Below are 23,593 nucleotides of genomic sequence, written 5' to 3' on the forward strand. Positions count from 1 at the left end.
AAATAGGAAGAAAATCCAGAAATAAAAATGATTAACGAGAATATAGAAAAGAAAAAATCGACTGATAATCAGTCGATTTAATCAATAATATATGCTTTATAATCGTTGTTAATCAGAACTTACTTCCCCACGCAAAAGTTTGCGAAGATATTTCCCAAGATTTCGTCGTTGCTGATTTGGCCGGTTATTTCGCCGAGGTAGTGGAGGCATTCGCGGATGTCTTGACTGAGGAGGTCGCCGGGAAGGTCGGTTTGGAGGCCTTCGTTGACACGGCGGATGGCTTCCAGGGCGTGGGTGAGGGCTTCGTAGTGGCGGATGTTGGTGACGATGACATCGTTTTGATTGAGGGCGGGAAGGGCGGCGGCTTTGAGGAGCTCTTCCGGGATCAACTCTGTTTGTATGCCTTCCTTGGCAGAGATAAAGAATTGCGGGGCAGGGATGTTTTCCAAGACAGCCTGTTTGATAGCCAATTCTTCCACCGTGAGCCTATCCACTTTGTTCGCCACCAGCATCAGGTGTTTGCATTCGGCACGGGGCAGGATCTGCTCCGCTAAAGCTTGAATCTGTTCAGCTGAAGAGGTCAGATCGATCACCCAAAGCACGATAGACGCCTGATCGAGCTTCCGGTAGGTGCGCTCAATACCCATCGACTCGATGGTGTCGGTGGTCTCACGGATACCGGCGGTATCGATAAAGCGGAAGGTGATGCCGGAGATATTGATGGTGTCTTCAATCACATCACGGGTGGTACCGTGAATATCCGAGACGATTGCTCGTTCTTCGCCTACCAACAGGTTTAAGAGGGTTGATTTCCCGGCGTTGGTCTCACCAATAATAGCGACAGGGATACCATTCTTGATGGCATTCCCAACGCTGAAAGAGTTAGCCAGTTTACTTATCAACTGTTCGATATCAACAGCCAATTGCCTTAGGCGTGCCCGATCGGCGAACTCCACATCCTCTTCCGTAAAGTCAAGCTCCAGTTCGATCAAAGAGGTGAAGTCGAGCAGTTGGGCGCGTAGTTTCATGAGTTCGTTGCTGAATCCTCCCCGCATCTGGTTGAATGCCAGACGATGTTGTCCGGCCGATGTAGAGGCAATCAGATCGGCCACTGCCTCTGCCTGACTGAGGTCCATCTTGCCATTGAGGAAAGCGCGTTGGGTAAATTCTCCCGCGAGGGCTGAACGTGCTCCCTTCTCAATCAATAATTGCAAGATTTGTTGCTGTATATACACCGAGCCGTGACAGGTGATCTCCACGGTGTCTTCTCCGGTATATGAATGTGGCGCGCGAAAGACAGTAACCAAGACCTCATCAATCGAATTCTCTGCCGCGCGAATCTCGCCAAAGTGCACGCTGTTCGGGGTTACATTTACCAGTTTTTTGCCCGTTGAGGAATAGAAAACCTGGTCGGCTAACGCCACAGATCCTTCGCCAGAAAGGCGTATCACAGCAATTCCCCCACAGCCCGGAGGGGTGGAAACGGCACAAATAATTGATTTATCTAAAGTCATTGTCTCTTTTTTGTGCAAAGGTAAGAAAACAACTCACTTTGAACAAAACATTAAAAGAATGTGTTATATAATCAGAAACAGACAAACAAAAAGAATAAGAAACTGTTTTTTTGGGACAATTTATTAATAATAAAATAAAAGTATTATGGGAATTTTATGGTCAATCATTATTGGTATCCTGGCCGGTTTTATTGCCGGTAAGTTGATGAGAGGTAGCGGATTCGGTCTGATTGTGAATCTGATTGTCGGTTTAGTAGGTAGTGTGTTGGGCGGATGGATCTACGGTCTGTTAGGTTTCGCAACCTCCAGCATTATTGGTTCACTGATCATGTCGGTGATTGGTGCCGTGGTATTGCTGTGGATCATTTCCTTTTTCAAAAAGAAAATGTAGTTGTTGATTTGATAGAAAATAGCGAGGGCATACCGAAAGAGAAGTGATCTCTTTTTGTATGCCCTCAATTTGTTTTCTAAGGGATTAGATCAGGTTCCTATCGCTCTGCCTTTTTCAGTTCAATGGTGAAATGGCGCATAATAGGGAGTTCCTTAGTGATTCGGTAGCCGCGGGTGATCTCATCTCGTCGGTCGTACACATTCTTTAAGGCGGCGGCTATCACATCCATATGGTTGTTCGTATAGGCGCGGCGCGGAATGGCCAGGCGGAAGAGTTCCAACGCCGGATAGCGGTTCTCCCGGGTAACGGGATCGCGGTCGGCCAGGATGGCTCCTACCTCTACGCCGCGGATGCCGGCTTCGAGGTAAAGCTCCACACCCAATGTCTGGGCAATAAACTCCTCTTTCGGAACGTTGGGTAACACCTTTTTGGCATCAACAAAGATGGCATGTCCACCGGCCGGACGCTGGTAGGCAATCCCGTATTCATCCAGTTTGGATCCCAGGTAAGCCACCTGACGGATGCGTGTCTCCAGGTAATCAAACTCGGTGCCTTCGTCCAATCCTTGCGCCAAGGCGTTCATATCCCGTCCCGACATACCACCGTAGGTGATAAAGCCTTCGTTCATGATACAGAACATCTGCGCCTTTTGCCACAAAGCCTCTTCTTTGAAGGCCACAAAGCCACCCATATTGACAATCGCATCTTTCTTCGACGACATGGTCATGATGTCGGCATACGAAAACATTTCCCGCACAATCTCCTTGATTGTCTTGTCGGCATAACCCGCTTCCCGTGTTTTGATGAAGTAGGCATTTTCGGCAAAACGGGCGGAGTCGACCAACAGGCGCACGCCATATTTCCGGCAAAGGGCAGACACATCCCGTATATTCTGCATAGAAACAGGCTGCCCGCCGGCGGTATTATTGGTGACGGTCAATACCACACAGGGAATCTTTTCCGCCGGATACTGCTGCAGTACTTTTTCCAGTTTTTCCGGATCAACATTGCCTTTGAAAGGTATTTCCAGTTGGGTGTCGGAGGCCTCATCGATGGTACAGTCTAATGCCACTGCTTTGCGAAACTCGATATGCCCTTTGGTGGTATCGAAATGGGAGTTGCCCGGCAGGATATCGCCCTCTTTGATAAGGGTGGAAAACAGGACATTCTCCGCCGCGCGTCCCTGATGGGTCGGCAGGAAGTAGTCGAATCCGAGAATTTCTTTGATAGCCTCTTTCATGGTGTAATAAGAGCGGGCGCCGGCATAACTTTCATCGCCCAGCATCATGGCTGCCCATTGTTTGTCGCTCATCGCCCCGGTGCCCGAATCGGTAATCAGGTCGATAAACACTTGGTCGCTTTTCAGGTTGAAGAGGTTGTATTTCGCCTCTTTAATCCATTGCTGACGTTCTTCACGTGTACTACGGCGGATTGTTTCCACCATCTTAATCTTGTAGGATTCTGCAAATGGTAATTCCATGGTAAATACGTTTTTATAAATGTTTTAGCGAATAATATAAATATCACATAGGGTTGAACCCGCTTCGGGGTTCAGAGAGAGGGATGATACCTTACCCCGGGTTGCACCCGGGGTTATCAACATTTTACCCCTTTCGGGGTAATGCCTCACAGTTTATAACTCATTCAAAGAAGACTTAGGTTTTGAGCCAGTCCCAGCTTGGGGTACTTTTGAGTCAGCCCAAGCTATAAGAATGTTCAAATAAGTTTACGGATAGGGGAGATCCATGAATCTCAGGAAAGAAATTCATCGCGTTTTTTGATGTTCAAAAACAGTCTGGTGAATATGTTTAAGTTCGATCTCATGCGAAGCAAATATACTCATTTTATTTGCTTTATCTTAAAAAAGGGGTTATGTTTGCCGCTTTTTTAGTCTGTCGTCATGAAAATAGATGTTTGTAAGAAGAAAATCAGGGATATACATGATACGCCGATCGTCCAACAGACCGCGTTCTGGTCGGAGGTGAAGACCTGCCAAGGGTTGGAGACCATGGCTTTCGACTTTAAAGTAAGAAACCGGGATATCTACAGCCAGGTGGGAGGATATGCCTGCACGGATGCCGACTTCCTGGTGTTGCAGCATCCGCTTAACAACAGGCAGAGCCTGGCCTATGTGCCTTATGGCCCGGAGATCGAGCCTTCGGGAGAGAACCAGGGCGTCTTTCTGGAGGAGCTTTCCGAGATTATGCGTTCCTATCTGCCAAAAGGCTGTATCGGCATCCGGTACGACCTGAACTGGCGTTCCCACTGGTGCGACGCAGATCATTTCGATGAACAGGGCATTTGGAACGGAGCACCCGATAAACAATACCAGGAATTTCAGTTGAATTACAATACAATCAATTGGAACCTGCACAAAAGCAATATGGACATTCTGCCCTCGACCACTGTCTTTCTGGACCTCTCCATCGACGAAGAGGCACTGTTGAAGCAGATGAAGCCGAAAACCCGTTACAATATTCTGTTGGCTGAGCGAAAAGGGGTACGTGTTTACCGTACGGGTATCGACAAAATAGAGATTTGGTATAAACTATATCAGGAGACGGCACGACGCAATGGCTTGTTTGTCAACAAACCGGACTACTTCTTATCAGTGCTTTCCGCCCGTGCCGACGACACGGCCTCTCCGGCGACTGTCGAACTGCTGGTAGCCGAACATGACGGCGAGCCATTGGCAGCGATGTTTCTGGTGATGAGCGGACACCGGGGTACCTATCTGTATGGCGCCTCCTCTTCAGAAAAAAGAAACTATATGCCTACCTACGCAATGCAATGGGAGGCGATCAAGACATCCAAGGCTTACGGATGCACGGAATATGATATGTTCGGGGTCTCTCCCGGTCCCGATGCCTCACACCCGATGTATGGGCTTTATCGCTTCAAGACCGGGTTCGGAGGCGAACTATTTCATCACTTAGGCTGCTGGGATTATCCATTGGACAAAGAGAGCTACCGGCTTTTCCAGATCAGCGAGATGAATGCGCAAGGGTATTATCAATGATTCTTCATTTCACTTGGATTAGCTCATACGCCTGTCTTCCCAGTCCGATCTTTTCGGCATATTCCAATCCTTTCTTCCATTCTGTGTCGGGATGGATCAGGCGGAATTTATCTTCTCCTTCGTGCATGTGGTGATCGTGCGGACAAGCATCGGTGACTCTGTTGTTTGATAGTGCCGGAGCCCCCATGACCAGATCAGCGCATGCCTTGTCCAGAGCGACCGGATCGAACGAAGCGGCAATGCCCAGGTCCGGGACGATGGCTGCATCATTATGGTTCCAACAGTCGCATTCCGGCGATACATTCATAATGAAACTGATATGGAAATGCGGTTTGTCTTTCAATACCGCTTTGGTGTATTCCGCTATCTTGTAATTCAGTCGTTCGGAGGTGTCGCCTTCGCCCAATACCGCTGCGTCGTACTGACAGAGAGCTACGCATTGGCCACAACCGACACAGGCATCGTAATCGATTACCGCTTTCCGATTTTGCAGGTGAACCGCGTCGTGCGCGCAATATTTCGCGCATATATTACAACCGATACAGTTCTCCGTATCGATCGCCGGTTGGGAAGCCGCATGCAATTCCAATTTACCACCCACACTGGCACAGCCCATGCCCAGGTTTTTCAATGCACCACCAAAGCCTGCCTGCTCATGTCCTTTAAAGTGATTCATCGAGATGATAATATCCGCATCGGCTATGGCCGCTCCGATTTTCGGTGCTTTGCAATATTCCCCATCGATGGGAATCTCCCGGTAGTCGGTTCCTTTCAATCCGTCCGCAATGATAATATCACATTGGGCAGAGATCGGGTTGTAGCCATTCTCCATGGCACTTCTCAGATGATCCACCGCATTGGAGCGACCACCCGAATAGAGCGTATTGCTGTCGGTCAGGAAAGGCTTCCCCCCCAGGCTGCGTAATAGGTTAGCGATCCGTGCCGCATAGTTCGGACGGAGATAGGCCAGGTTGCCCGGCTCGCCAAAATGTATCTTAATAGCAACGAATTGCTTATTGAAATCGATCGATTCAATGCCCGCCTTCTTCACAAGACGTTCCATCTTCTGCAACAGATTATTAGACGGATTGGTACGCAAATTGGTAAAATAGACTTTGGATGTACTCATGATTATGATATTTTTAAGCAAAAGATTAAAATGCAGAGGCGATATCTCGGATTTTTGTAAGCCGCTCGGCAAAGGATTTGTCTTGCCGGACAATCTGCATATTGTATTTCAACTGCATGCGCATAAGCATATCGGCGTTTATGCCCAGCGCTGCTTCAAATAACATGGCGGTGTTAGCCGTAAGCGGTCTCCTTTGATTTAAGATATCGTTTAACGCGGTGTATGGAATACCCATTTGTTTGGCTAAATGGCTTTGCGTTATATGACGATATTCTATTTCCTCTTTCAGCAGTTCGCCCGGATGAGTCGGGCAGAATCCATATCCAAAATCTCCCATAATGATCTTATCTATAATGATTCGACAATTCTAAAATATGGCAAATGGTGATGATTGTTTCTGACTCTACCTTTTTGGCGGTAAACTCCAAACGGTATTGATCATTTACCCTGATGGAAGAAATACCCGCCTTGTCTCCTTTCAACACTTCGTAATGAAGCGCATTGATTGAAAACAAATCTTCAATACAGTCAGCACTCTCGAGTGTCTCGATGCGAAGTTTGTATCTCTTTATTACTTCCGGTTGGAATCGATATTTTTTACCCGACGCTTTCCCTTTATAATAAAGCTCTGCCAAATACTCTTTTGCAAAAACAATCTCCATACGCCTTATTCATTCCTTACAAAGATAAGGCTATTCTTTGATATACACAAAAAAAGTGTATTTCCTCTTCAACGCATACCATGATACGTATGTTAAGTTAGATAAATGATTATATTTGCGCCATAAACATGAAAGACTTTGCCGCCATTGATTTTGAGACTGCGAACCAACAGCGCACCAGTGTTTGCAGCGTAGGGATTGTGATTGTCCGTGACGGGGTGATTACAGAGAAGTTCTATCGCCTGATTCGTCCTGAGCCTGATTATTATTCGTATTGGAATATGCAAGTGCATGGCATTACGCCGGCTGATACCGAGAATGCCCCGGTCTTTTCCGACGTATGGAAAGAGATCGAAGAGCGAATCGAGGGACTTCCGCTGGTGGCGCATAATAAAGGTTTCGACGAAGGCTGCCTCAAAGCGGTGTTCCGTATGTATCAGATGGATTATCCCGACTATGAATTCCATTGTACCTTGAGTGCCGCGCGCCGACAACTCAAGCATTTGCCCAACCATAAGCTACATACCGTATCGGCCTACTGCGGTTTCGATCTCACCAACCACCATCACGCCCTGGCCGATGCGGAGGCCTGTGCGCACATTGCCCTACAATTATTATAACAGAAGCTTATTCTTCGCGTAGGAATCCCTGGTCTTTCAATACCCCAAGTAATACCTCCGAGAAATATTCGTTATTCTTCTTCGTATAACGGATATCAGTGAATACCTGCGCCAGGGTCTCTTTGTTATTGATGCGGGTGTATTCTTTATTCACTTCCAACTCTTCCTTTGCTTTGTAGAGCGCATCGATGGAAGCCGGCGTATAGTCGGTATAGGCTTCGTGGTGAACAAAAGCCTCCAGCGGCAGACGTTCGGATTGTTCCGGCAGCGGTTCGGCCGGATAGCCCACGGTCACCGTCACGATCGGCACCACCAATTTCGGCAGTTTATATTCGGCAATAAACTTATCTGCATTGTAGGCCGTCGTACCCAGGAAGCAAATGCCTAACCCTTTGGCCTCCGCCGCGTCGCAGAATGCCTGAGCAAACAACATGGCATCGATCGTAGCAGCCAGAAAGGTCTGTAGGTTATCGAATCCCGCCACGGCATTCCGGTTCTCCGCCCAATGCACGAAGCGATTGGCATCCGCACAGAAAGTCAGTACGACGGGCGCCTCGGTTGCCATCTTCTGATTGAAATGAAAAGGAGCCTGGCGCTCTTTGGCGGCTTGGTCGCGGGTGACGATGACACTATAAAGCTGCATATTCCCGGTATTGGAAGCGCGTGCCGCCACCTCAAACAATTCATTCAACAAAGATTCCGGTATCTCCTGATCGCTGTATTTCCGGATGCTTCTCCGGTTTTTCATATTTTCTACTAACATCGTTTTTTGTTCTTTTAGTTTTCACAAAGGTAAGAAAATAAAGCGGCTCATATAGTAAGGTAAAAGCTGAGCCAGCTTTTTTTCACCCGACAATCCGCAGGATCTCCTCCGGTTGATCGACGATATGACGCGGCTGAAACTGTTCGAGTTCCGCGCGCGGACGAAATCCCCAGGTAACGCCACAAGCGGTAACCCCACTGTTGTTGGCTGTTTGCATATCCACGCCCGAATCGCCGACATACAACGTATCCGTGGCCTCTATCTCGGTGGCGGACAGGATATCATGTACGATGGTCGGATCGGGCTTAGGCGTGATGCCTTCGCGTTGACCAAAAACAGCGGCAAAGGGGATATCGGGGAAATAATGTTTAACTAATATACAGGTCGCCTCATGGTATTTGTTGGAGGCGACCGCCAATTGGATCCCTCTCTCATGCAGCGACTGAAGTAAACCGGGGATGCCCTGATAAGGTTCGCTCCGATCCATATTGTGCTCGCTATAGTAGACAAGGAAGGCTTTTCGTATTTTCAGTATGTTCTCAGCCGTTTTTTCACCTTCCGGCAAAGCGCGCTCAAAAAGCTTATTGATGCCGTTTCCCACGAAAAAATGATAGGATTCGGTCGGGTGAGTCGGGAAATGGTGTTGATCCAGAGCGTAATTGGTGCTGTCGGCCAGGTCCGCAATGGTGTTCAGGAGCGTGCCGTCCAGATCGAAGATAACCAGTTGTATCATGTTATTTTTGTTTTTGAAACGCAAAAATAACGAAAAGATGTAGGAAGTTTAAAAGAAATTTGTATCTTTCACACATCCTTGATTGGAAAAAGAAAAAACATGGAAAGGAAGGTTTCCTACAAGCATTGTATAACTTAAAATCACAAGATCATGGGAAAAAGACTAATTCACAGCAACGAGATTCACTTGCTTAGCGAGACAGAGATTAAGGCGGCTGCCCGCAAAATGGTAGAAGACTTGGGCTTGGCAGCCGGTTCAATGGAAGGTTTTAATATTTATAAAGTCGTCATGACTTATTTCAGAGATTTAGAGAAAAGGCACGAAATAAACAAACTGTTGAAAATAGTAGAGGATCCGGAATTTTGCGGAGAAGAAGAACAAGTAAGGGAAACAATAGAAGCTGAAGAATAAAAACACAAAAAAAATACAGATAGCCCTATGGGTCGGCAACGGCTTTAGGGCTATTTTTATGTCTAACATGACACATTATTCTTATGAAAACACTTAAAACGTCATTCGTTATTTTGATTTGTATCTGTTTAGCCGCTTGCAAAAACACAAGTAAAACATCCGACAACACCACTGCTACCGAAATGCAAGAGGTCGTAGCCGACGAGCGAGGCTATACGGTCAGCGTAGGCGACAAAGCGCCTGATTTCGCCATTGAATACCTCGACGGACGTGTCGTCAACCTCTCCGACCTCAAAGGCAAACTGGTGATGATCCAGTTCACCGCCAGCTGGTGTGGCGTATGCCGCAAGGAGATGCCCTATATCGAAACGGAGATCTGGCAAAAACACAAGGATAATCCCAACTTCGCGCTTATCGGGATCGATCTGAAAGAGGATGAGGCGACGACAACGAAATTTGCTGCCGATATGAAGGTGACCTACCCCTTGACATTGGACAGAGACGGAGCGAAGTTCGCGCTTTTCACCGAACCCAAAGCAGGTGTCACCCGCAATATCATCATCGATAAAGAGGGTAAGATTGTTCTGTTGACACGTCTTTTTGAGATGGAAGAATTCAATGCGATGGTTGCCTTTATCGACAACTACCTCGAGACGAACTTCTAAGGAACGAAGCGGTTAGTTTGATTCCTCTTCTTTATAAACTGGCTTCCCGGCCTCTTTCCAGGCCTTGAAGCCTCCTTTCAGTTCGTATATATGCTCGATGCCTGCCTTCTCCATGGTGGCGTAGGCTTTGCGACTTCTTTTGCCTGAGCGGCAATAGATGAAATAGGTTTTGGCGGAATCCCAGCCGCTAACGATTTGCGCGAAGTCGTCTTGTTTTACATCGGCCAGGATGGCTCCTTCTATATAGCCTTCTTTCATTTCTTCTTCCGTGCGAACATCTACAATAACAGCGTTGGAAGTCGTAATCAACAGGGCTTCAAACGTATCGGGGGAAACTATTTCGGCAGGTTTATCCTTGCAGGCAGTGAATAGGGCACACAATATGATGGCGGTACTTGTTATAAATCGTTTCATAGGTAACTATTTTGGCGCAAAGATAGGAAAGAAAAATGACCCGTGCGAGTAATTCGTATTTCTCGCACGGATATTATCATTTTTTACATCTTATCAATCTGCCCCATGAAGAAGATGGTTCCGGTGCTTATTTCCCGTATAAAATAAAGGAAAGGACGGTCGATATAGAACTCCATAATATCTTCCGGACGGGGAGGTCCGGGATCCATCACTTCTCCGCCAACAGCCGTAGATGCCACCGCTTCTGTCCCCTTCTCGTCGACTTCAATATGGGCTTTCTGCATGGCTTTTGTCAGGTAAACATCGTATTGGCTCAACAGGGAGAAGTCTGCCTGCTGCGAATCGAAAGCCGTTTTCATGCCTAAATCCTGTAAGATATCATTTAATTGGAAATCATATCCGGTCTTAAAGCGCGGGAGCTTCAGCTTGACAGTACAATATCCGCCATAGTTATTCATACATTCCTGCCAGGCATCAAAGGTGAGGCCGTCGATCACCTTATCGATATCGACCCCTTCGTTCGGAAGTACAAAAAACATCTCGAAGGCTCCGTTGCCATAAGGCAGAGCAGTCAGGGCATAGTCTTCGTTTTGCGCATAGAATCCGCCACGCGTTTTATGCATCATAGGCACTTTGGTTTCGCTGCCGTCGATGTTATAAAAAGGTTCGTCTTTTGTATCTTTCTTCTCAAAAGGAGTGCTCCATTCGCCTTTGAAATAAAGCGCATTCACCAGGTAAATGATCGAGTTTTGCAGATCCCTCGGTTCAAACATTTTACCGATAATGCCTTTGGTCTGCTGAGAGACCCACCGGTTCATCTGATCCAGGGTTTGCGACTGGCCGAAATCCACGTTCTTGACCTCGGCTTGATAGTACGCTTTGTTTACATCAACAAAAGGCGCAAGTACGGGAAAACCGTTCTGCACCCAGATAGAATTGGCCATGGCCACCTCTACCTGCGGATCAATATCGACGGCCGCTTCCAGGATTTTCTGGTAGAAATCATTGATTTCATCCAACTGCATCCCGTCATACCCCAATACTTCCCGGATTTCATCTTTTGTTTCTCCATCGGCTCCGTTCAACAGCATCGAAAAGGCAACCGTTACGCTTAGTGGAGAAATGAAGGTGTTTTGCTTAGCCTGCTTTTGTTCGGCTACTTTCCGGAACAGATTGAAGGCAAAATCATTGTTGTTTGCCACTAAAACCTCCTCTGATTTACTCAAAGGAATGTCCACCCGCTTTTTCCTTTCAGGCGTCGGCGTGTCATCTCCACAAGAGACAAGGCATACTAATGCCACCATCCAAATCGCAATCTTTTTCATCATGTTTGTATATTAAGTGAATATTTAAAAGAGTCAATACGAAAAGCGTACGCCTACTTGGAGATTAAAGGTCAACGGATTGAGCGTCCGGAACGTCTCGACGAAGCGGTTGCCCGTGTCGAAATAATAGAAAACACCCGGCTCGGCGTAGATAGAAAACGGTTTATAGACGGACAGTTGCAGTCCGATAGCCGCCTGAAGCGAGAACTGCCAGCGGTTGATATCCCACGAGGCGATTCGTCCGTCGGTCTCTTTCTTGAGGTAGGTGGCATATTCAACCATGCCTCCGCCGGAGAGATAGCTCGAGAACGGCCCTCGCTCATAGAAGGTCCAGTTGGCTTTCAGGGGAATTCCGAGGTAGTGTACGTACTGATGTCCTACTGTCATCTCCGACTCCCTTCCTTTTACGATATCCGCATATAATATAGTATAGGAGAGTCCGGTTTCTACAGAGATACGTTTCGTCAAATAACGGCGCACCGACAGGCCAACAGAGACGGGTAGCTTATGCTGATAGTAGGCATCCCCCGGCGAATCCTGGTTGCCCCCTCCGGCAGCAGCTTTGGTTCCCGGTTCGTCTTCGCCGTCTTGGCCATAACCGGGTCCCGGATCTGTCACATAGCTTTCAGCCACTCCACCCAATTCTTCCTTGAGACCGCTTCCGCCTGTCACACCAATAGCCCAGCGAGGCTGCCGCGGTTGTTCGATCGTTCTGTACTGCCGGTACGGATCGGGCTGTCGTTTATTATAGCGGTTGGCCGGGCCAACCGGAGAGGCTTCTTTCTTGGGTTTGTCGATATTATCTTCTTCTGGTTCGCTATTATTAGTCTCCTCTTCGGACTCTTCCGATTCGACCTCTTCTATTTGTTTAATCGTATTTTCTTCTTCTATCGTAGTTGAATCTATTTTCTTCTCTTCTCCCAAAAGAGGTGTGATGATCGGAGAAGGCGTTATCACCTCTTTGGCCGGCTCGATGCGTTCCTCTTGCTGCGGCTCGTTCACAAGGACAGGTTGCTCCTTTTCGGGTAAAAGATAAAAAACGGAAAGGACAAGGCACAACAAAGCGATGGCTGCCGCGGCGTACCAGGCGAATGACAGGCGACGCTTCGGAGTCGGAAACAGCTCCTTCTCCAATTGTTGCCAGCTATCGTTGCGCAGCGGAAGACGGAATTCGTCTTGCCGTTGGCGATACACCTGTACTATGTCGTTCGTATGATCCACCTGTATTATTCGTTTCTTTTTAATTCTTCTCGTATGCGCATGGCCAGCAATTTGCGGGCACGATTCAGTTGTGAGGCCGATGATTTCTCCGCGATATTCAGCTTTTGGGCAATCTCTTTGTGCGACCATTCCTCGAACACATAGAGGTTGAACACCGTGCGGTAGCCGGCCGGCAGTTCTGCGACAAACCGCATCAGGACATCCATCGAAAGCTGATTGGCATCGGGTTCGTCCACTTCCGGTAATTCACCTACCTCATCGATCGACACGCCCGAACGCAATAAATCTTTCTTTCGCAAATACTCCAGAGCCTGGTTGGTGAACAATTTGTTCAGCCAGGCGCGAAGACTCCCTTCGCCTCTGTCGCTGAAAGAAGAGATAGAAGAAAAGACCTTGATAAAACCGTCGTGCAAAAGATCGTGAGCCGTGTCGAGATCGCCCGTATATCGGTAGCAGATCCGCAGCATCTGTTCCGCATAAGACTCATAAAGTCTCTTGCAGGCCAGGTTTTCTCCTTTTTTGCATCGGTGTATCAGCTCTGTTTCACTCATCACTTCCGTAAGCGCTTTGTTCTTTAAATGCAACGATACGCAAAATACTGCGTGGGTAGATCATTTTTTTTCTAAAAAAAGAGGCCTCCCCGATTGGGAAGGCCTCTTTCTATGTGTATAAGAAGATTTACTTGCCTCCTGAAAGTTTTTCTTTCAGGGCAGCCAGTTCTTCGATGTCACCTAAGGTTGTTTTTTCAACCGGACCGGTCACCATCGCTGGTTCTTCTTTTGCTTTCTTGGTAGAAGCTTTCTTTTCGCCTGTTGTTTCTTTCTTGGCAGCTTTTTGTTCATCTTCGTGGATGCGGCTGTGAGAAAGGATGATGCGTTTGGCTTCTTTGTTGAATTCGATTACTTTGAATTCCATCTTTTCATCTACAACAGCCTGTGAGCCGTCTTCTTTCACCAGGTGCTTCGGAGTGGCAAAGCCTTCTACGCCGTAAGGCAAGGAGACAACAGCGCCTTTATCCAATGCTTCGATGATGGTTCCTTCGTGGATTGAACCAACGGTGAAGATTGTTTCAAACACATCCCATGGGTTTTCTTCCAATTGTTTGTGTCCTAAGCTCAGGCGACGGTTTTCTTTGTCGATTTCCAGTACCTGTACTTCGATCTCAGCACCAATCTGAGTGAATTCAGACGGATGTTTGATTTTCTTCGTCCAAGAAAGGTCAGAAATATGGATCAGGCCGTCAACGCCCTCTTCGATTTCAACGAATACACCGAAGTTCGTGAAGTTACGCACTTTGGCAGTGTGTTTAGAAGCAACCGGGAAACGGTTTTCGATATCTTCCCATGGGTCAGCTTTCAGCTGTTTGATACCCAGAGACATCTTGCGTTCGTCGCGATCCAATGTCAATACAACTGCTTCGATTTCGTCGCCTACTTTCATGAAGTCCTGTGCAGAGCGCAGGTGTTGTGTCCATGACATTTCAGATACGTGGATCAAACCTTCTACGCCGGCAGCGATTTCGATGAATGCACCGTAGTCGGCCATCACAACTACTTTACCCTTCACCACGTCACCTACCTTAAGCTCTTCGCTCAAAGCATCCCATGGGTGCGGAGTAAGTTGTTTCAGACCCAATGCGATACGTTTCTTCTCGTCGTCGAAGTCGAGGATAACCACATTGATTTTCTGATCCAGCTGAACGATTTCTTCCGGATGAGATACGCGTCCCCAAGAAAGGTCGGTGATGTGGATCAAGCCGTCTACGCCACCCAGGTCGATGAATACACCGTATGAAGTGATGTTTTTGACTGTTCCTTCCAGTACCTGTCCTTTTTCCAGTTTCGAGATGATATCTTTCTTCTGTTGTTCGAGTTCTGCTTCGATAAGTGCTTTGTGAGAAACAACCACGTTCTTGAATTCCTGGTTGATCTTTACGATCTTGAATTCCATAGTCTTTCCTACAAATACGTCGTAGTCGCGGATCGGTTTTACGTCGATCTGTGATCCCGGCAAGAAAGCTTCGATGCCGAATACGTCTACGATCATACCGCCCTTCGTACGGCATTTGATGAAACCTTTGATGATTTCGTCTTTTTCCAACGCTTCGTTAACACGTTCCCAAGAGCGTGAAGCGCGTGCTTTTTTGTGTGAAAGGATAAGCTGTCCTTTTTTGTCTTCCTGGCTTTCGATGTACACTTCTACTTCGTCGCCGATTTTCAGTTCCGGATTATAACGGAATTCTGACATAGGTACTACGCCGTCCGATTTGAATCCAATGTTTACAACTACTTCACGTTTGTTCATAGCTGTAACTTTACCCATCACAACGTCTTTGTCGTTAATTTTGTTGAGGGTTTCGTCATACGTTTTTACAAGATCGTCCTTGCTTACTTCACCGTAAGATTCGCCTTGTTCGTAGGCATCCCAGTTGAAATCTTCAACCGGCTGAATGTTCTTTAAATTTTCCATTCTCTAAATTGTTAATACTAAGTTACTTTCACTAAAAGTTAGACATTATGTTGTCATCTCTCGAAAATTGCTCGCAAAGGTAATGTTTTTTTCTGATTTACAAATGTTTTTGGGGTGTGGAAATTGTCTTGAACCGGGATTTATCAAATTGTAAGCAAAAATGCCATTTCACTTTGCAATATGATACGTTAAAAAGTGTTACTCGCGGGACTAATTTTAAATACCCCTACGTTTTTGGAAAAATACTCCCGCGATTTTGACAAAATGTCAATCGGCTGTTTTTACAAACTACGACAACAACTGTTTGATCGTAAAAAAACAACTGATTGACAGGAGATTTCCTGGCGTACATAGCTTTCTTAAGGAATAATATAAGTATTATTGCGAAAAAGAAAACCGCTTCAAGTACCAGATTCACACATGGAAGAAACAGATAAAACAACGATCAGTAGGGAGATTCTCCTGGAGATTGTTCGGTATGGGATTATGGCTCCGTCGGGCGATAACGTACAGCCTTGGGAATTCGCGATCGAAAAGGAAGGCATCACACTCTATATCAACCGAGAAGCTGACGATTCTTTCTTTAACACACAACAGGTAGCCTCGCTGATTGCCTGCGGCGCAGCCATACAGAATATGGTCTATATGGCCGAGGTAAAAGGATTCGAAGCGAAGGTAGCCCTATTCCCGCAAGGCGAAGGGAAGAAAGAGGTAGCCCATATACAGCTAACCCCGGCCGACCGGTCGCAGAACGAATCGATCGAAAAGGCCATGCGGGAAAGATGCACCAACCGTCGGATGTATGCCACCCGCCCAATTCCCCGGGAGACCTGGCAGTCCATGGCCACCACCACCGAGAAAGAGCCCGACACTCTCCTATTATATAATAAAGAAAAGGCATGGCGACGCCCGTTGGCTCATGCCGTTTACCTGGCAGATATGGTGCGCGTAGGGCGACAGGACCTGCATGAATACCTGATGAAGATCCTGCATTTCAAACCGATCCCCAAGGGGATTCGGGAAGAGGATCTACCGGATGAGTTCCGCACAGGCATGCCCCTGAAGAACCTACAGGCCGGACTGATGGGAGATATCTATATGCGGTCGATGCGCAAATGGTCGGTCATGCGTGTAGCTCGTTATTTTGGCGCCGGCCTGGCGATGCCCCTCTTTGGTGCGATGAGCGTATATCTGAGTGGCGGGATCGGCATGATTTGCGTCAAATCGTTTACGGAAACAAATATCGTGCGCGCCGGCTCTGCTATCGAGCGCGTATGGTGCGAACTAACCCGGGAAGGATACGCCCTGCAACCCATGGCGGCCTTGCCCCTCCTTACCCTGCGGACCTATCTGGAAGGTACGTCGGCCTTTACCCCGTCACACATAAAGAAACTGGAGAAAGCAAAAAAAATAGCCACCCGCTCCCTGTCTATCCCCGACGGGTTTATTCCGGTCTTCATGTTCCGCGCCGGACAATCCGCCCCCATCACCCAACGTACCTACCGAAAGAAAACAGAGCAATTGTTAGTGTCGTCGGGAGAAATATAAATAGTTGCCCTAAGCGCATCTATTTCCCGAGGGAATATGTATATTTGTACATTATGAAATTGATTTATGTCTTTCATAGTGGTTTTGTGATAGAGGCCACCGGTTTCTCGATCCTGATAGATTATTATAAAGATACGGGAGTCAACCCACGTCACGGATATGTACACGATGAGCTGCTGATGCAGGAAAAACCGTTGTATATCCTCTCGTCGCATGCGCACCCGGATCATTTCAACAAAGAGATCCTTTCCTGGAAAGAGAGAAAGAACAATATAACCTATATCTTCTCGCGCGACATACTGCACCACGGAAAGGCGGCCGAAGAGGAGGCTGTCTATCTATTGAAAGGCGAATCGCATGAAGACGAGCAGTTGACTATTAAGGCTTTCGGTTCGACAGACGCGGGCGTCTCGTTCCTGATTCGTGCCGAAGGGAAAACGATCTTTCACGCGGGAGACCTGAACAACTGGCATTGGAAGGCGGAGTCGACACCCGAAGAGATAGCCGTGATGGAATACGACTACCTGAACGAAGTGGCGCTTTTGCGACAAACAACGACGCGCCTCGACCTGGCGATGTTCCCGGTAGACCCGCGCTTGGGCAATGACTACGCCCTGGGCGCGGAGCAATTTATCGACCGGATCGAGGTTGGCCTGTTTGCTCCCATGCATTTCGCGGAGTCCTACCAGGCGCTTCCGGCTTTTTGTCAGTATGCCCGCGAAAGGAATACTCCCTGCATATGCTGGAAAGAGAAAGGAGAATCTATTGAATTTTAATTAGTAAAGATAAAAAACTATGGAGATTAAAGCACGTTTTGATCATTTCAACATCAATGTGATCGATCTGGAGAAAAGCATCGCTTTCTATCAAAAAGCGTTAGGGCTAAGTGAGCATCACCGGAAAGTAGCGGATGACGGTTCGTTTATCCTGGTCTATATGGGCGACGCGCAAACAGGCTTTCTGTTGGAGCTAACCTGGCTAAGAGACCGCAACGAGCCCTATGAATTGGGCGATAACGAGAGTCACCTCTGTTTTCGTGTCGACGGCGATTACGACAAGATCCGCGCATTCCACAAGGATAACGGCTGGGTATGTTTCGAGAATCACGCCATGGGGCTCTACTTTATCAACGACCCGGATGATTATTGGATAGAGGTACTCCCCTCTCGTTGATGTTTTTCATAAAATATATTATTCACCTAAATAAAAACAACCATGGAAAAGACGTATGTGATAGGCATAGATATTGGTGGTACCAATACCGTTTTTGGCGTAGTAGACGCCAGAGGAACCATCCTGTATAGCGGATCAATCAAAACAGGCAAGCACCTGGATGTGAATGACTACATCACGGAACTGGCACAGGGTCTCAATATTGTGATCGACCAAGTAGGCGGAAAGGATAAGATTAAGGGGATCGGCGTAGGAGCACCTAACGGTAACTATTTCAGCGGATGCATTGAATTCGCCCCCAACCTGCCATGGAAAGGAACCATTCCTTTGGCGCAACTGATCAGCGACGCGTTGGGCGGGATCCCTGTGACATTGACCAACGACGCGAACGCGGCAGCCATTGGCGAAATGACCTACGGGGCAGCTCGTGGCATGAAAGACTTTATCGTGATCACCTTAGGCACCGGCGTGGGCAGTGGCATTGTGATTGGTGGCAACCTGGTGTATGGACACGACGGCTTTGCCGGCGAATTGGGCCATATGATTGTGCGCCGTCATAACGGACGTCTATGTGGTTGCGGACGCCAAGGTTGTTTGGAGACCTATACCTCGGCCACCGGCGTGGCACGTACCGCGCGCGAATACCTGGAGATCCGGAACGATGAAAGTATCCTGCGCGAACTGGATCCGGACGAGATCACCTCGAAAGATGTGTTCGATGCCGCAATGAAGGGCGACACAATTGCGTTGGACATCTTCAAATCGACCGGACAGATGCTGGGTGAAGCCTTTGCGGACTTCATTGCCTTCTCCAGTCCGGAAGCTATCATCCTCTTTGGTGGATTGACAAAAGCGGGCGACCTGATCATGAATCCGATTCGGGAAGCGATGGAAAAGAATGTATTGAAGGTATTCTCAGGCAAGACAAAATTATTGTTCTCTCAACTGAAAGAGAGTGATGCCGCTGTGCTTGGCGCCAGCGCGTTAGGCTGGGAAACAAAAGGGGTGGACGCATGAGTCATCCCTTAGACCTTTTCGCTTATTGCCCGAAATGCGGGAGCGAAGGGTTTGCAGTGCGCAATGAGAAATCAAAAAGCTGCGGATCGTGTGGGTATATCTATTATATCAACCCGTCCGCGGCTGTTGCCTGTTTTATCCGCAACCGAAAGGGAGAATACCTCATCGTGCGTCGCGGGAAAGAGCCCGCCAAAGGCACCCTGGACCTACCCGGAGGATTCACCGACCTCAACGAGACTGCGGAAGAGGCCGCCCGTCGGGAGGTAAAAGAGGAGACCAACCTGGATGTATCGGCCTGCCGATACCTTTTTTCTTTGCCGAATGATTATTTATATTCCGGCCTGACAGTGCCGACGATGGATCTTTTCTTCGAATGCGAAGTGGATACATACGAAACTGCCGCGCCAAATGATGACGCGGCAGAGATTCTTATTCTTCGACCGGAAGAGATCCATCCGGAGGACTTCGGGCTGACTTCCATCAGGGAGGCCGTCAGGAGAATGTTGACTTCTAAGGAGCGAAGCGACTGATAACTTCTTTGACTTCTTTAACTACCGCATGAGGCAGTAAGCCTCATGCCATTACATTCGTTCAGGCACTTCGATACCCAACAAGGCCATACCGGCCTTCACAATCTTCGCCACATTGGCCGACAGGGCCAGACGCAACGCTTTGCTTTCGGTATTCTCTTCGCGAAGGATAGAGAAGTCGTGATAGAACTGATTGTATTCTTTCACCAAGTCGTACACATAGTTGGCAATCAAGGCCGGACTGTATTCTTCGCCTGCCTGCTTCACGGTAGAGGCAAACGAGGCTATCAATTGAATCAAGCCTTCCTCCTTCTCCGCCAACGGCGTGGTGAGTGAAAGAGTCTCCGGAATGACGATGCCTTGTTCTTCGGCTTTGCGCAATACCGAACGGATACGGGCGTAGGTGTATTGGATAAAGGCGCCGGTATTTCCGTTGAAGTCGATCGATTCTTTTGGGTTGAAGGTCATATTTTTGCGCGGATCCACCTTCAAGATAAAGTATTTCAAGGCACCCAACCCCACGATGCGGGCAATATGATCGGCCTCCTCTTTGGTCATCTCATCGAATTTCCCTAACTCCTGAGATATCTCCCGGGCGGTTTGAATCATCTCCGCCATCAGGTCGTCGGCATCAACAACGGTTCCTTCCCGGCTTTTCATCTTGCCTTCGGGCAGTTCCACCATACCGTAAGAGAAATGAACCAGTCCTTTGCCAAAGCCATAACCCAGTTTATCGAGCAGGATGGAGAGCACCTGGAAATGGTAGTTCTGTTCGTTGCCCACCACATAGATCATCTTATCGATGGGATAGTCGTCGAAACGCAGTTTGGCGGTACCGATATCCTGCGTCATATAGACCGAAGTACCATCGGCACGCAACAAGAGTTTCTCGTCCAGGCCTTCGCCCGTCAGGTCGGCCCATACCGAACCGTCCTCACGACGGTAGAAAACACCCTCTTTTTCGCCACGAAGCACTTCACCTTTTCCTTCCAGGTAGGTTTGAGATTCGTAATAGATCTTATCGAAATCGACGCCCATCATTTTATAGGTCTCATCGAACCCGGCATAGACCCAGCTGTTCATGGTTTCCCAAAGGGCATATATCTCAGTATCTCCGGCTTCCCATTTGCGCAACATCTCACGGGCTTCGGCCATCAATGTAGAGGCTGTTTCCGCCTCTTTGGTAGTCATGCCGGAGGCTTCCAACTCTTTCAGTTCCTGTTTGTAGTGTTTGTCAAACAATACATAGAAATCGCCAATCAGGTGATCGCCTTTCTTTCCGGTCGACTCCGGCGTAGCGCCATTGCCCCATTTCTGCCAGGCCAGCATAGATTTGCAGATATGGATACCGCGATCGTTGACAATATTGGTTTTAACCACCCGGTTTCCGTTCGCTTTCAGAATTTCCGCCAAGCTGAATCCCAAAAGATTATTACGGATATGCCCCAGGTGGAGCGGTTTATTTGTATTGGGAGAAGAATACTCTACCATCACCAAAGGAGATGTTTCGGTTGCCTGCTCTATGCCGTAGGCCGACTGATTATGCACCGAGTTCAACAGTTCAATCCAGCATCCCGGAGCGATCGTCAGGTTTAGGAATCCTTTGATCACATTAAAATCGGCAATGGCCGGTTCCTTCTCCTTGAGGTATTCACCGATTTCCTGTGCCGTCAGCTCGGGCGATTTGCGCGATGCTTTCAGAAAAGGGAACACCACCAGCGTTAGATGTCCTTTGAATTCTTTTTTTGTCTTCTGAAGTTGCACCTGGCTGTCGGTAGCCTCCGTGGCGTATAATTCTTTTATTCCGGCCTTGATGGCGGCGGATATCTGTTGTTCGATCTGCATATTAGTAAGATAAAGCGTTCATATTCGGTTTATTTGCGCGCAAAGGTACAAAAAAAGGATACAATCTTCATTGTATCCTTTCCATTTTCAAAGTATCTATTGTTACTTTACAATGTCGCTCAATTCTGAACCGGCCTTAAACTTAACTGTTTTGCGAGCAGGAATATCGATAGGCTGTTTCGTTTTCGGGTTTACACCTTTGCGTGCAGCTTTCTCAGCAACAGAGAAAGAACCAAAGCCTAAAAGAGCTACTTTACCTCCGGCTTTCAATTCATTAGAAACTGTTTCAACAAATGCTTCTACTGCTTTCTTAGCATCTACTTTGCTTAACCCTGCTTTTTCGGATACAGCATTGATAAATTCTGTTTTGTTCATGATGGTTTGATAGTTAATATATTAAACAATATTCTGTTTTCCAAGTTGGCATCAAATGTATCATTATTTTAATATTCCACAAAAAAAATAACTCTTTTTTTTGCTCTAACTCTATGTTTTACCCGCATTTTGGTCTAAAAATATCAAATTTCTTTACCTTTGTGATCAAATCAATATGAAATCTTAGTATGGACCAACATAGTTCCGGCTTTTTAAGCAGCATTCCCCCTGTTACAAAAAATTTGATCATCATCAATTTGCTTCTCTGGCTGGCCAGCATAGCGCTGCCCCGAGTAGGGATTGACCTTGTACAGATCTTAGGTCTTCATTTCCCCGGCGCCAAGGATTTCGGCATCTGGCAAATATTCACCTATATGTTCATGCATGATACCAGCTCCTTTTCGCATGTGCTCTTTAATATGTTTGCCGTTTATATGTTTGGACGGGTATTGGAAAACGTATGGGGTCCCAAGCGATTCATACTCTTTTATCTGGTCACGGGTATTGGCGCGGGGCTTGTGCAGGAATTGGTCTGGTTCATCAATCTGCGCGATGTCGTGTTCAGTGGTCAGGAGATAATCAACCTGAACGGAGTGCGTCTGATAGCAAAAGCCGATTTTCTGAACCTCTTCGTGACCATTGGGGCTTCCGGTTCCGTCTTCGGTATTTTGTTAGCGTTTGGGATGCTATTCCCCAACATTCCTCTATATATTATGTTTGTCCCTATACCCATCAAGGCAAAATGGTTTGTTATCGGGTATGGTGTGATTGAACTGTTCCTCGGCATTGCCAACTTCGGTGGCGACAATGTGGCTCACTTCGCTCATTTAGGCGGTATGATATTCGGTTTCTTTATGATTCGTTACTGGAAAAAGAAAGATCAACAAAATGGACGATATTTTTACTAAAATGAAACAGATGTTTCGTTCGGGTAATATCCTGATGAAACTGATTTATATCAATGTTGGCCTTTTCCTGGTGATCCGCCTGGCCGTTATCTTTTTTATGCTGTTCAATATCGATGGTACTATCCTGTTGAACTACCTGCAGATGCCCTCGTCTTTTGCGCTTTTACTGGTCAGACCTTGGACACTGTTCACCTATATGTTCACCCATTACGACTTTCTGCATATTCTGTTCAATATGCTGTGGCTCTATTGGTTTGGGGTGATCTTCCTGCAGTTCTTCAACGAACGGCAGCTGGGCGGCATGTATGTCTTGGGCGGCATAGCGGGAGCTTTGTTCTTCCTGTTGGCATACAATATATTCCCCTATTTCCGCCCGATGGCAAACAACAGCTTTCTGATGGGAGCCTCCGCCTCGGTGATGGCGATTGTATTTGCCGTGTCGTTCTATCGCAAAGAGTATGAAATAAATCTATTATTAATCGGTCGTGTCAAACTGATCTGGTTGGCGCTCTTCTCACTTATCCTCGACCTATTAGCTATTACCTCGACCAATGCCGGAGGACATATCGCACATATCGGTGGTGCCCTCTTGGGGATATTATTCGCCTCTCAATACGCGAAAGGGAAAGACATGACCGCGCCCATTAATCGATTGATAGACTGGTTTGCCAACCTGGGAAAACGAAAGCCCAAAATGACAGTGACCTACAAACGTACCGAATCCAAATACGACTATAACGCGCGTAAGAATCAAGAATCGAATGAGCTCGATGCGATCCTCGACAAACTGAAACGCTCCGGCTATGAAAGTCTTTCGGCTGATGAAAAAAAGAAATTGTTTGATGCCAGTAAGAAATAGCG

Annotated in this window: 26 protein-coding genes; 12 read left to right on the forward strand and 14 right to left on the reverse strand. The window is 47.3% G+C overall.

The annotated features are described in order from the left end of the window. Positions 1–119: 119 nt before the first annotated feature. Positions 120–1,514 (reverse strand): tRNA uridine-5-carboxymethylaminomethyl(34) synthesis GTPase MnmE, encoded by a 1,395-nt coding sequence (gene mnmE / locus M2134_RS12885; protein ID WP_280752240.1) that lies wholly within the window; start codon positions 1,512–1,514, stop codon positions 120–122. Positions 1,515–1,659: 145 nt separating this feature from the next. Here mnmE and M2134_RS12890 point away from each other — a divergent pair, with 145 nt between their 5' ends. Continuing rightward, positions 1,660–1,905, forward strand: a complete 246-nt coding sequence (locus M2134_RS12890) for a GlsB/YeaQ/YmgE family stress response membrane protein (protein ID WP_280752241.1) — start codon at positions 1,660–1,662, stop codon at positions 1,903–1,905. A 97-nt stretch (positions 1,906–2,002) separates the two neighbouring features. Here the strand turns inward: M2134_RS12890 and M2134_RS12895 are convergent, their stop codons facing one another. Next, positions 2,003–3,385: a tryptophanase gene (locus M2134_RS12895; protein ID WP_280752242.1), complete on the reverse strand. Its 1,383-nt coding sequence runs from the start codon at positions 3,383–3,385 to the stop codon at positions 2,003–2,005. 420 nt (positions 3,386–3,805) lie between these two features. Between M2134_RS12895 and M2134_RS12900 the strand changes: the two genes are divergently transcribed. Beyond that, a complete protein-coding gene (locus M2134_RS12900) occupies positions 3,806–4,924 on the forward strand; it encodes a peptidoglycan bridge formation glycyltransferase FemA/FemB family protein (RefSeq protein ID WP_280752243.1) in 1,119 nt (372 codons plus the stop codon). A 4-nt stretch (positions 4,925–4,928) separates the two neighbouring features. Here the strand turns inward: M2134_RS12900 and M2134_RS12905 are convergent, their stop codons facing one another. From M2134_RS12905 to M2134_RS12915, 3 genes are read right to left on the reverse strand one after another with little or no spacing between them, the layout of a single operon-like run. Continuing rightward, entirely contained in the window at positions 4,929–6,053 is a 1,125-nt protein-coding gene (locus M2134_RS12905; RefSeq protein ID WP_280752244.1) for a DUF362 domain-containing protein, read from the reverse strand. A gap of 25 nt (positions 6,054–6,078) precedes the next feature. After that, the gene (locus tag M2134_RS12910) at positions 6,079–6,390 is read right to left on the reverse strand and encodes a HigA family addiction module antitoxin (RefSeq protein WP_280752245.1); all 312 of its coding nucleotides are present in this window, start codon (positions 6,388–6,390) and stop codon (positions 6,079–6,081) included. Positions 6,391–6,397: 7 nt separating this feature from the next. After that, positions 6,398–6,715 (reverse strand): type II toxin-antitoxin system RelE/ParE family toxin, encoded by a 318-nt coding sequence (locus tag M2134_RS12915; protein ID WP_280752246.1) that lies wholly within the window; start codon positions 6,713–6,715, stop codon positions 6,398–6,400. A 128-nt stretch (positions 6,716–6,843) separates the two neighbouring features. On the opposite strand from M2134_RS12915, the gene M2134_RS12920 reads away from it, so the two are divergent. Beyond that, a complete protein-coding gene (locus M2134_RS12920; protein ID WP_280752247.1) occupies positions 6,844–7,335 on the forward strand; it encodes a 3'-5' exonuclease in 492 nt (163 codons plus the stop codon). A gap of 7 nt (positions 7,336–7,342) precedes the next feature. Here the strand turns inward: M2134_RS12920 and M2134_RS12925 are convergent, their stop codons facing one another. Together M2134_RS12925 and M2134_RS12930 are read right to left on the reverse strand one after the other, a co-directional pair. Further along, the gene (locus M2134_RS12925; protein ID WP_280752248.1) at positions 7,343–8,098 is read right to left on the reverse strand and encodes a nitroreductase family protein; all 756 of its coding nucleotides are present in this window, start codon (positions 8,096–8,098) and stop codon (positions 7,343–7,345) included. An 82-nt stretch (positions 8,099–8,180) separates the two neighbouring features. Continuing rightward, positions 8,181–8,831 (reverse strand): HAD family hydrolase, encoded by a 651-nt coding sequence (locus tag M2134_RS12930; protein ID WP_280752249.1) that lies wholly within the window; start codon positions 8,829–8,831, stop codon positions 8,181–8,183. 150 nt (positions 8,832–8,981) lie between these two features. Between M2134_RS12930 and M2134_RS12935 the strand changes: the two genes are divergently transcribed. Continuing rightward, positions 8,982–9,242, forward strand: a complete 261-nt coding sequence (locus M2134_RS12935; RefSeq protein ID WP_280752250.1) for a hypothetical protein — start codon at positions 8,982–8,984, stop codon at positions 9,240–9,242. A gap of 83 nt (positions 9,243–9,325) precedes the next feature. Next, on the forward strand, positions 9,326–9,907 hold the full coding sequence (locus M2134_RS12940; protein WP_280752251.1) for a TlpA disulfide reductase family protein: 582 nt from the start codon (positions 9,326–9,328) through the stop codon (positions 9,905–9,907). A gap of 12 nt (positions 9,908–9,919) precedes the next feature. Here the strand turns inward: M2134_RS12940 and M2134_RS12945 are convergent, their stop codons facing one another. The 5 genes from M2134_RS12945 to rpsA all read right to left on the reverse strand — a co-directional run bounded on the left by M2134_RS12945 (position 9,920) and on the right by rpsA (position 15,336). Beyond that, positions 9,920–10,321: a rhodanese-like domain-containing protein gene (locus M2134_RS12945; RefSeq protein ID WP_280752252.1), complete on the reverse strand. Its 402-nt coding sequence runs from the start codon at positions 10,319–10,321 to the stop codon at positions 9,920–9,922. Between the two features lie 83 nt (positions 10,322–10,404). Next, on the reverse strand, positions 10,405–11,649 hold the full coding sequence (locus M2134_RS12950) for a serpin family protein (RefSeq protein ID WP_280752253.1): 1,245 nt from the start codon (positions 11,647–11,649) through the stop codon (positions 10,405–10,407). A gap of 30 nt (positions 11,650–11,679) precedes the next feature. Further along, the gene (locus M2134_RS12955) at positions 11,680–12,867 is read right to left on the reverse strand and encodes an outer membrane beta-barrel protein (RefSeq protein WP_280752254.1); all 1,188 of its coding nucleotides are present in this window, start codon (positions 12,865–12,867) and stop codon (positions 11,680–11,682) included. A 5-nt stretch (positions 12,868–12,872) separates the two neighbouring features. Beyond that, positions 12,873–13,418, reverse strand: coding sequence for an RNA polymerase sigma factor (locus M2134_RS12960; protein ID WP_280752255.1), 546 nt, complete (start codon positions 13,416–13,418; stop codon positions 12,873–12,875). Positions 13,419–13,545: 127 nt separating this feature from the next. Further along, entirely contained in the window at positions 13,546–15,336 is a 1,791-nt protein-coding gene (gene rpsA / locus M2134_RS12965) for a 30S ribosomal protein S1 (RefSeq protein WP_280752256.1), read from the reverse strand. Positions 15,337–15,756: 420 nt separating this feature from the next. On the opposite strand from rpsA, the gene M2134_RS12970 reads away from it, so the two are divergent. From M2134_RS12970 to M2134_RS12990, 5 genes are read left to right on the forward strand one after another with little or no spacing between them, the layout of a single operon-like run. Continuing rightward, a complete protein-coding gene (locus M2134_RS12970) occupies positions 15,757–16,884 on the forward strand; it encodes a hypothetical protein (protein ID WP_280752257.1) in 1,128 nt (375 codons plus the stop codon). A 53-nt stretch (positions 16,885–16,937) separates the two neighbouring features. Further along, positions 16,938–17,660, forward strand: a complete 723-nt coding sequence (locus tag M2134_RS12975) for an MBL fold metallo-hydrolase (RefSeq protein WP_280752258.1) — start codon at positions 16,938–16,940, stop codon at positions 17,658–17,660. 19 nt (positions 17,661–17,679) lie between these two features. After that, the gene (locus tag M2134_RS12980; protein ID WP_280752259.1) at positions 17,680–18,057 is read left to right on the forward strand and encodes a VOC family protein; all 378 of its coding nucleotides are present in this window, start codon (positions 17,680–17,682) and stop codon (positions 18,055–18,057) included. Between the two features lie 42 nt (positions 18,058–18,099). Continuing rightward, on the forward strand, positions 18,100–19,074 hold the full coding sequence (locus M2134_RS12985; RefSeq protein ID WP_280752260.1) for an ROK family protein: 975 nt from the start codon (positions 18,100–18,102) through the stop codon (positions 19,072–19,074). Beyond that, a complete protein-coding gene (locus M2134_RS12990) occupies positions 19,071–19,604 on the forward strand; it encodes an NUDIX domain-containing protein (RefSeq protein WP_280752261.1) in 534 nt (177 codons plus the stop codon). The genes M2134_RS12985 and M2134_RS12990 overlap by 4 nt, the downstream gene beginning before the upstream one ends. A gap of 51 nt (positions 19,605–19,655) precedes the next feature. Here the strand turns inward: M2134_RS12990 and argS are convergent, their stop codons facing one another. Then, positions 19,656–21,449 carry an arginine--tRNA ligase gene (gene argS, locus M2134_RS12995; protein WP_280752262.1) on the reverse strand — a complete coding sequence of 598 codons (1,794 nt, stop codon included), beginning with the start codon at positions 21,447–21,449 and terminating at the stop codon, positions 19,656–19,658. Positions 21,450–21,551: 102 nt separating this feature from the next. After that, positions 21,552–21,824, reverse strand: coding sequence for an HU family DNA-binding protein (locus tag M2134_RS13000; protein WP_280752263.1), 273 nt, complete (start codon positions 21,822–21,824; stop codon positions 21,552–21,554). Between the two features lie 188 nt (positions 21,825–22,012). Here M2134_RS13000 and M2134_RS13005 point away from each other — a divergent pair, with 188 nt between their 5' ends. Continuing rightward, the gene (locus M2134_RS13005; RefSeq protein ID WP_280752264.1) at positions 22,013–22,732 is read left to right on the forward strand and encodes a rhomboid family intramembrane serine protease; all 720 of its coding nucleotides are present in this window, start codon (positions 22,013–22,015) and stop codon (positions 22,730–22,732) included. Continuing rightward, a complete protein-coding gene (locus tag M2134_RS13010; protein ID WP_280752265.1) occupies positions 22,713–23,591 on the forward strand; it encodes a rhomboid family intramembrane serine protease in 879 nt (292 codons plus the stop codon). The genes M2134_RS13005 and M2134_RS13010 overlap by 20 nt, the downstream gene beginning before the upstream one ends. Positions 23,592–23,593: the final 2 nt, after the last annotated feature.

Origin of the sequence: Parabacteroides sp. PM6-13 (genome assembly GCF_029892605.1) — a bacterium.
GTDB lineage: Bacteria > Bacteroidota > Bacteroidia > Bacteroidales > Tannerellaceae > QVMG01.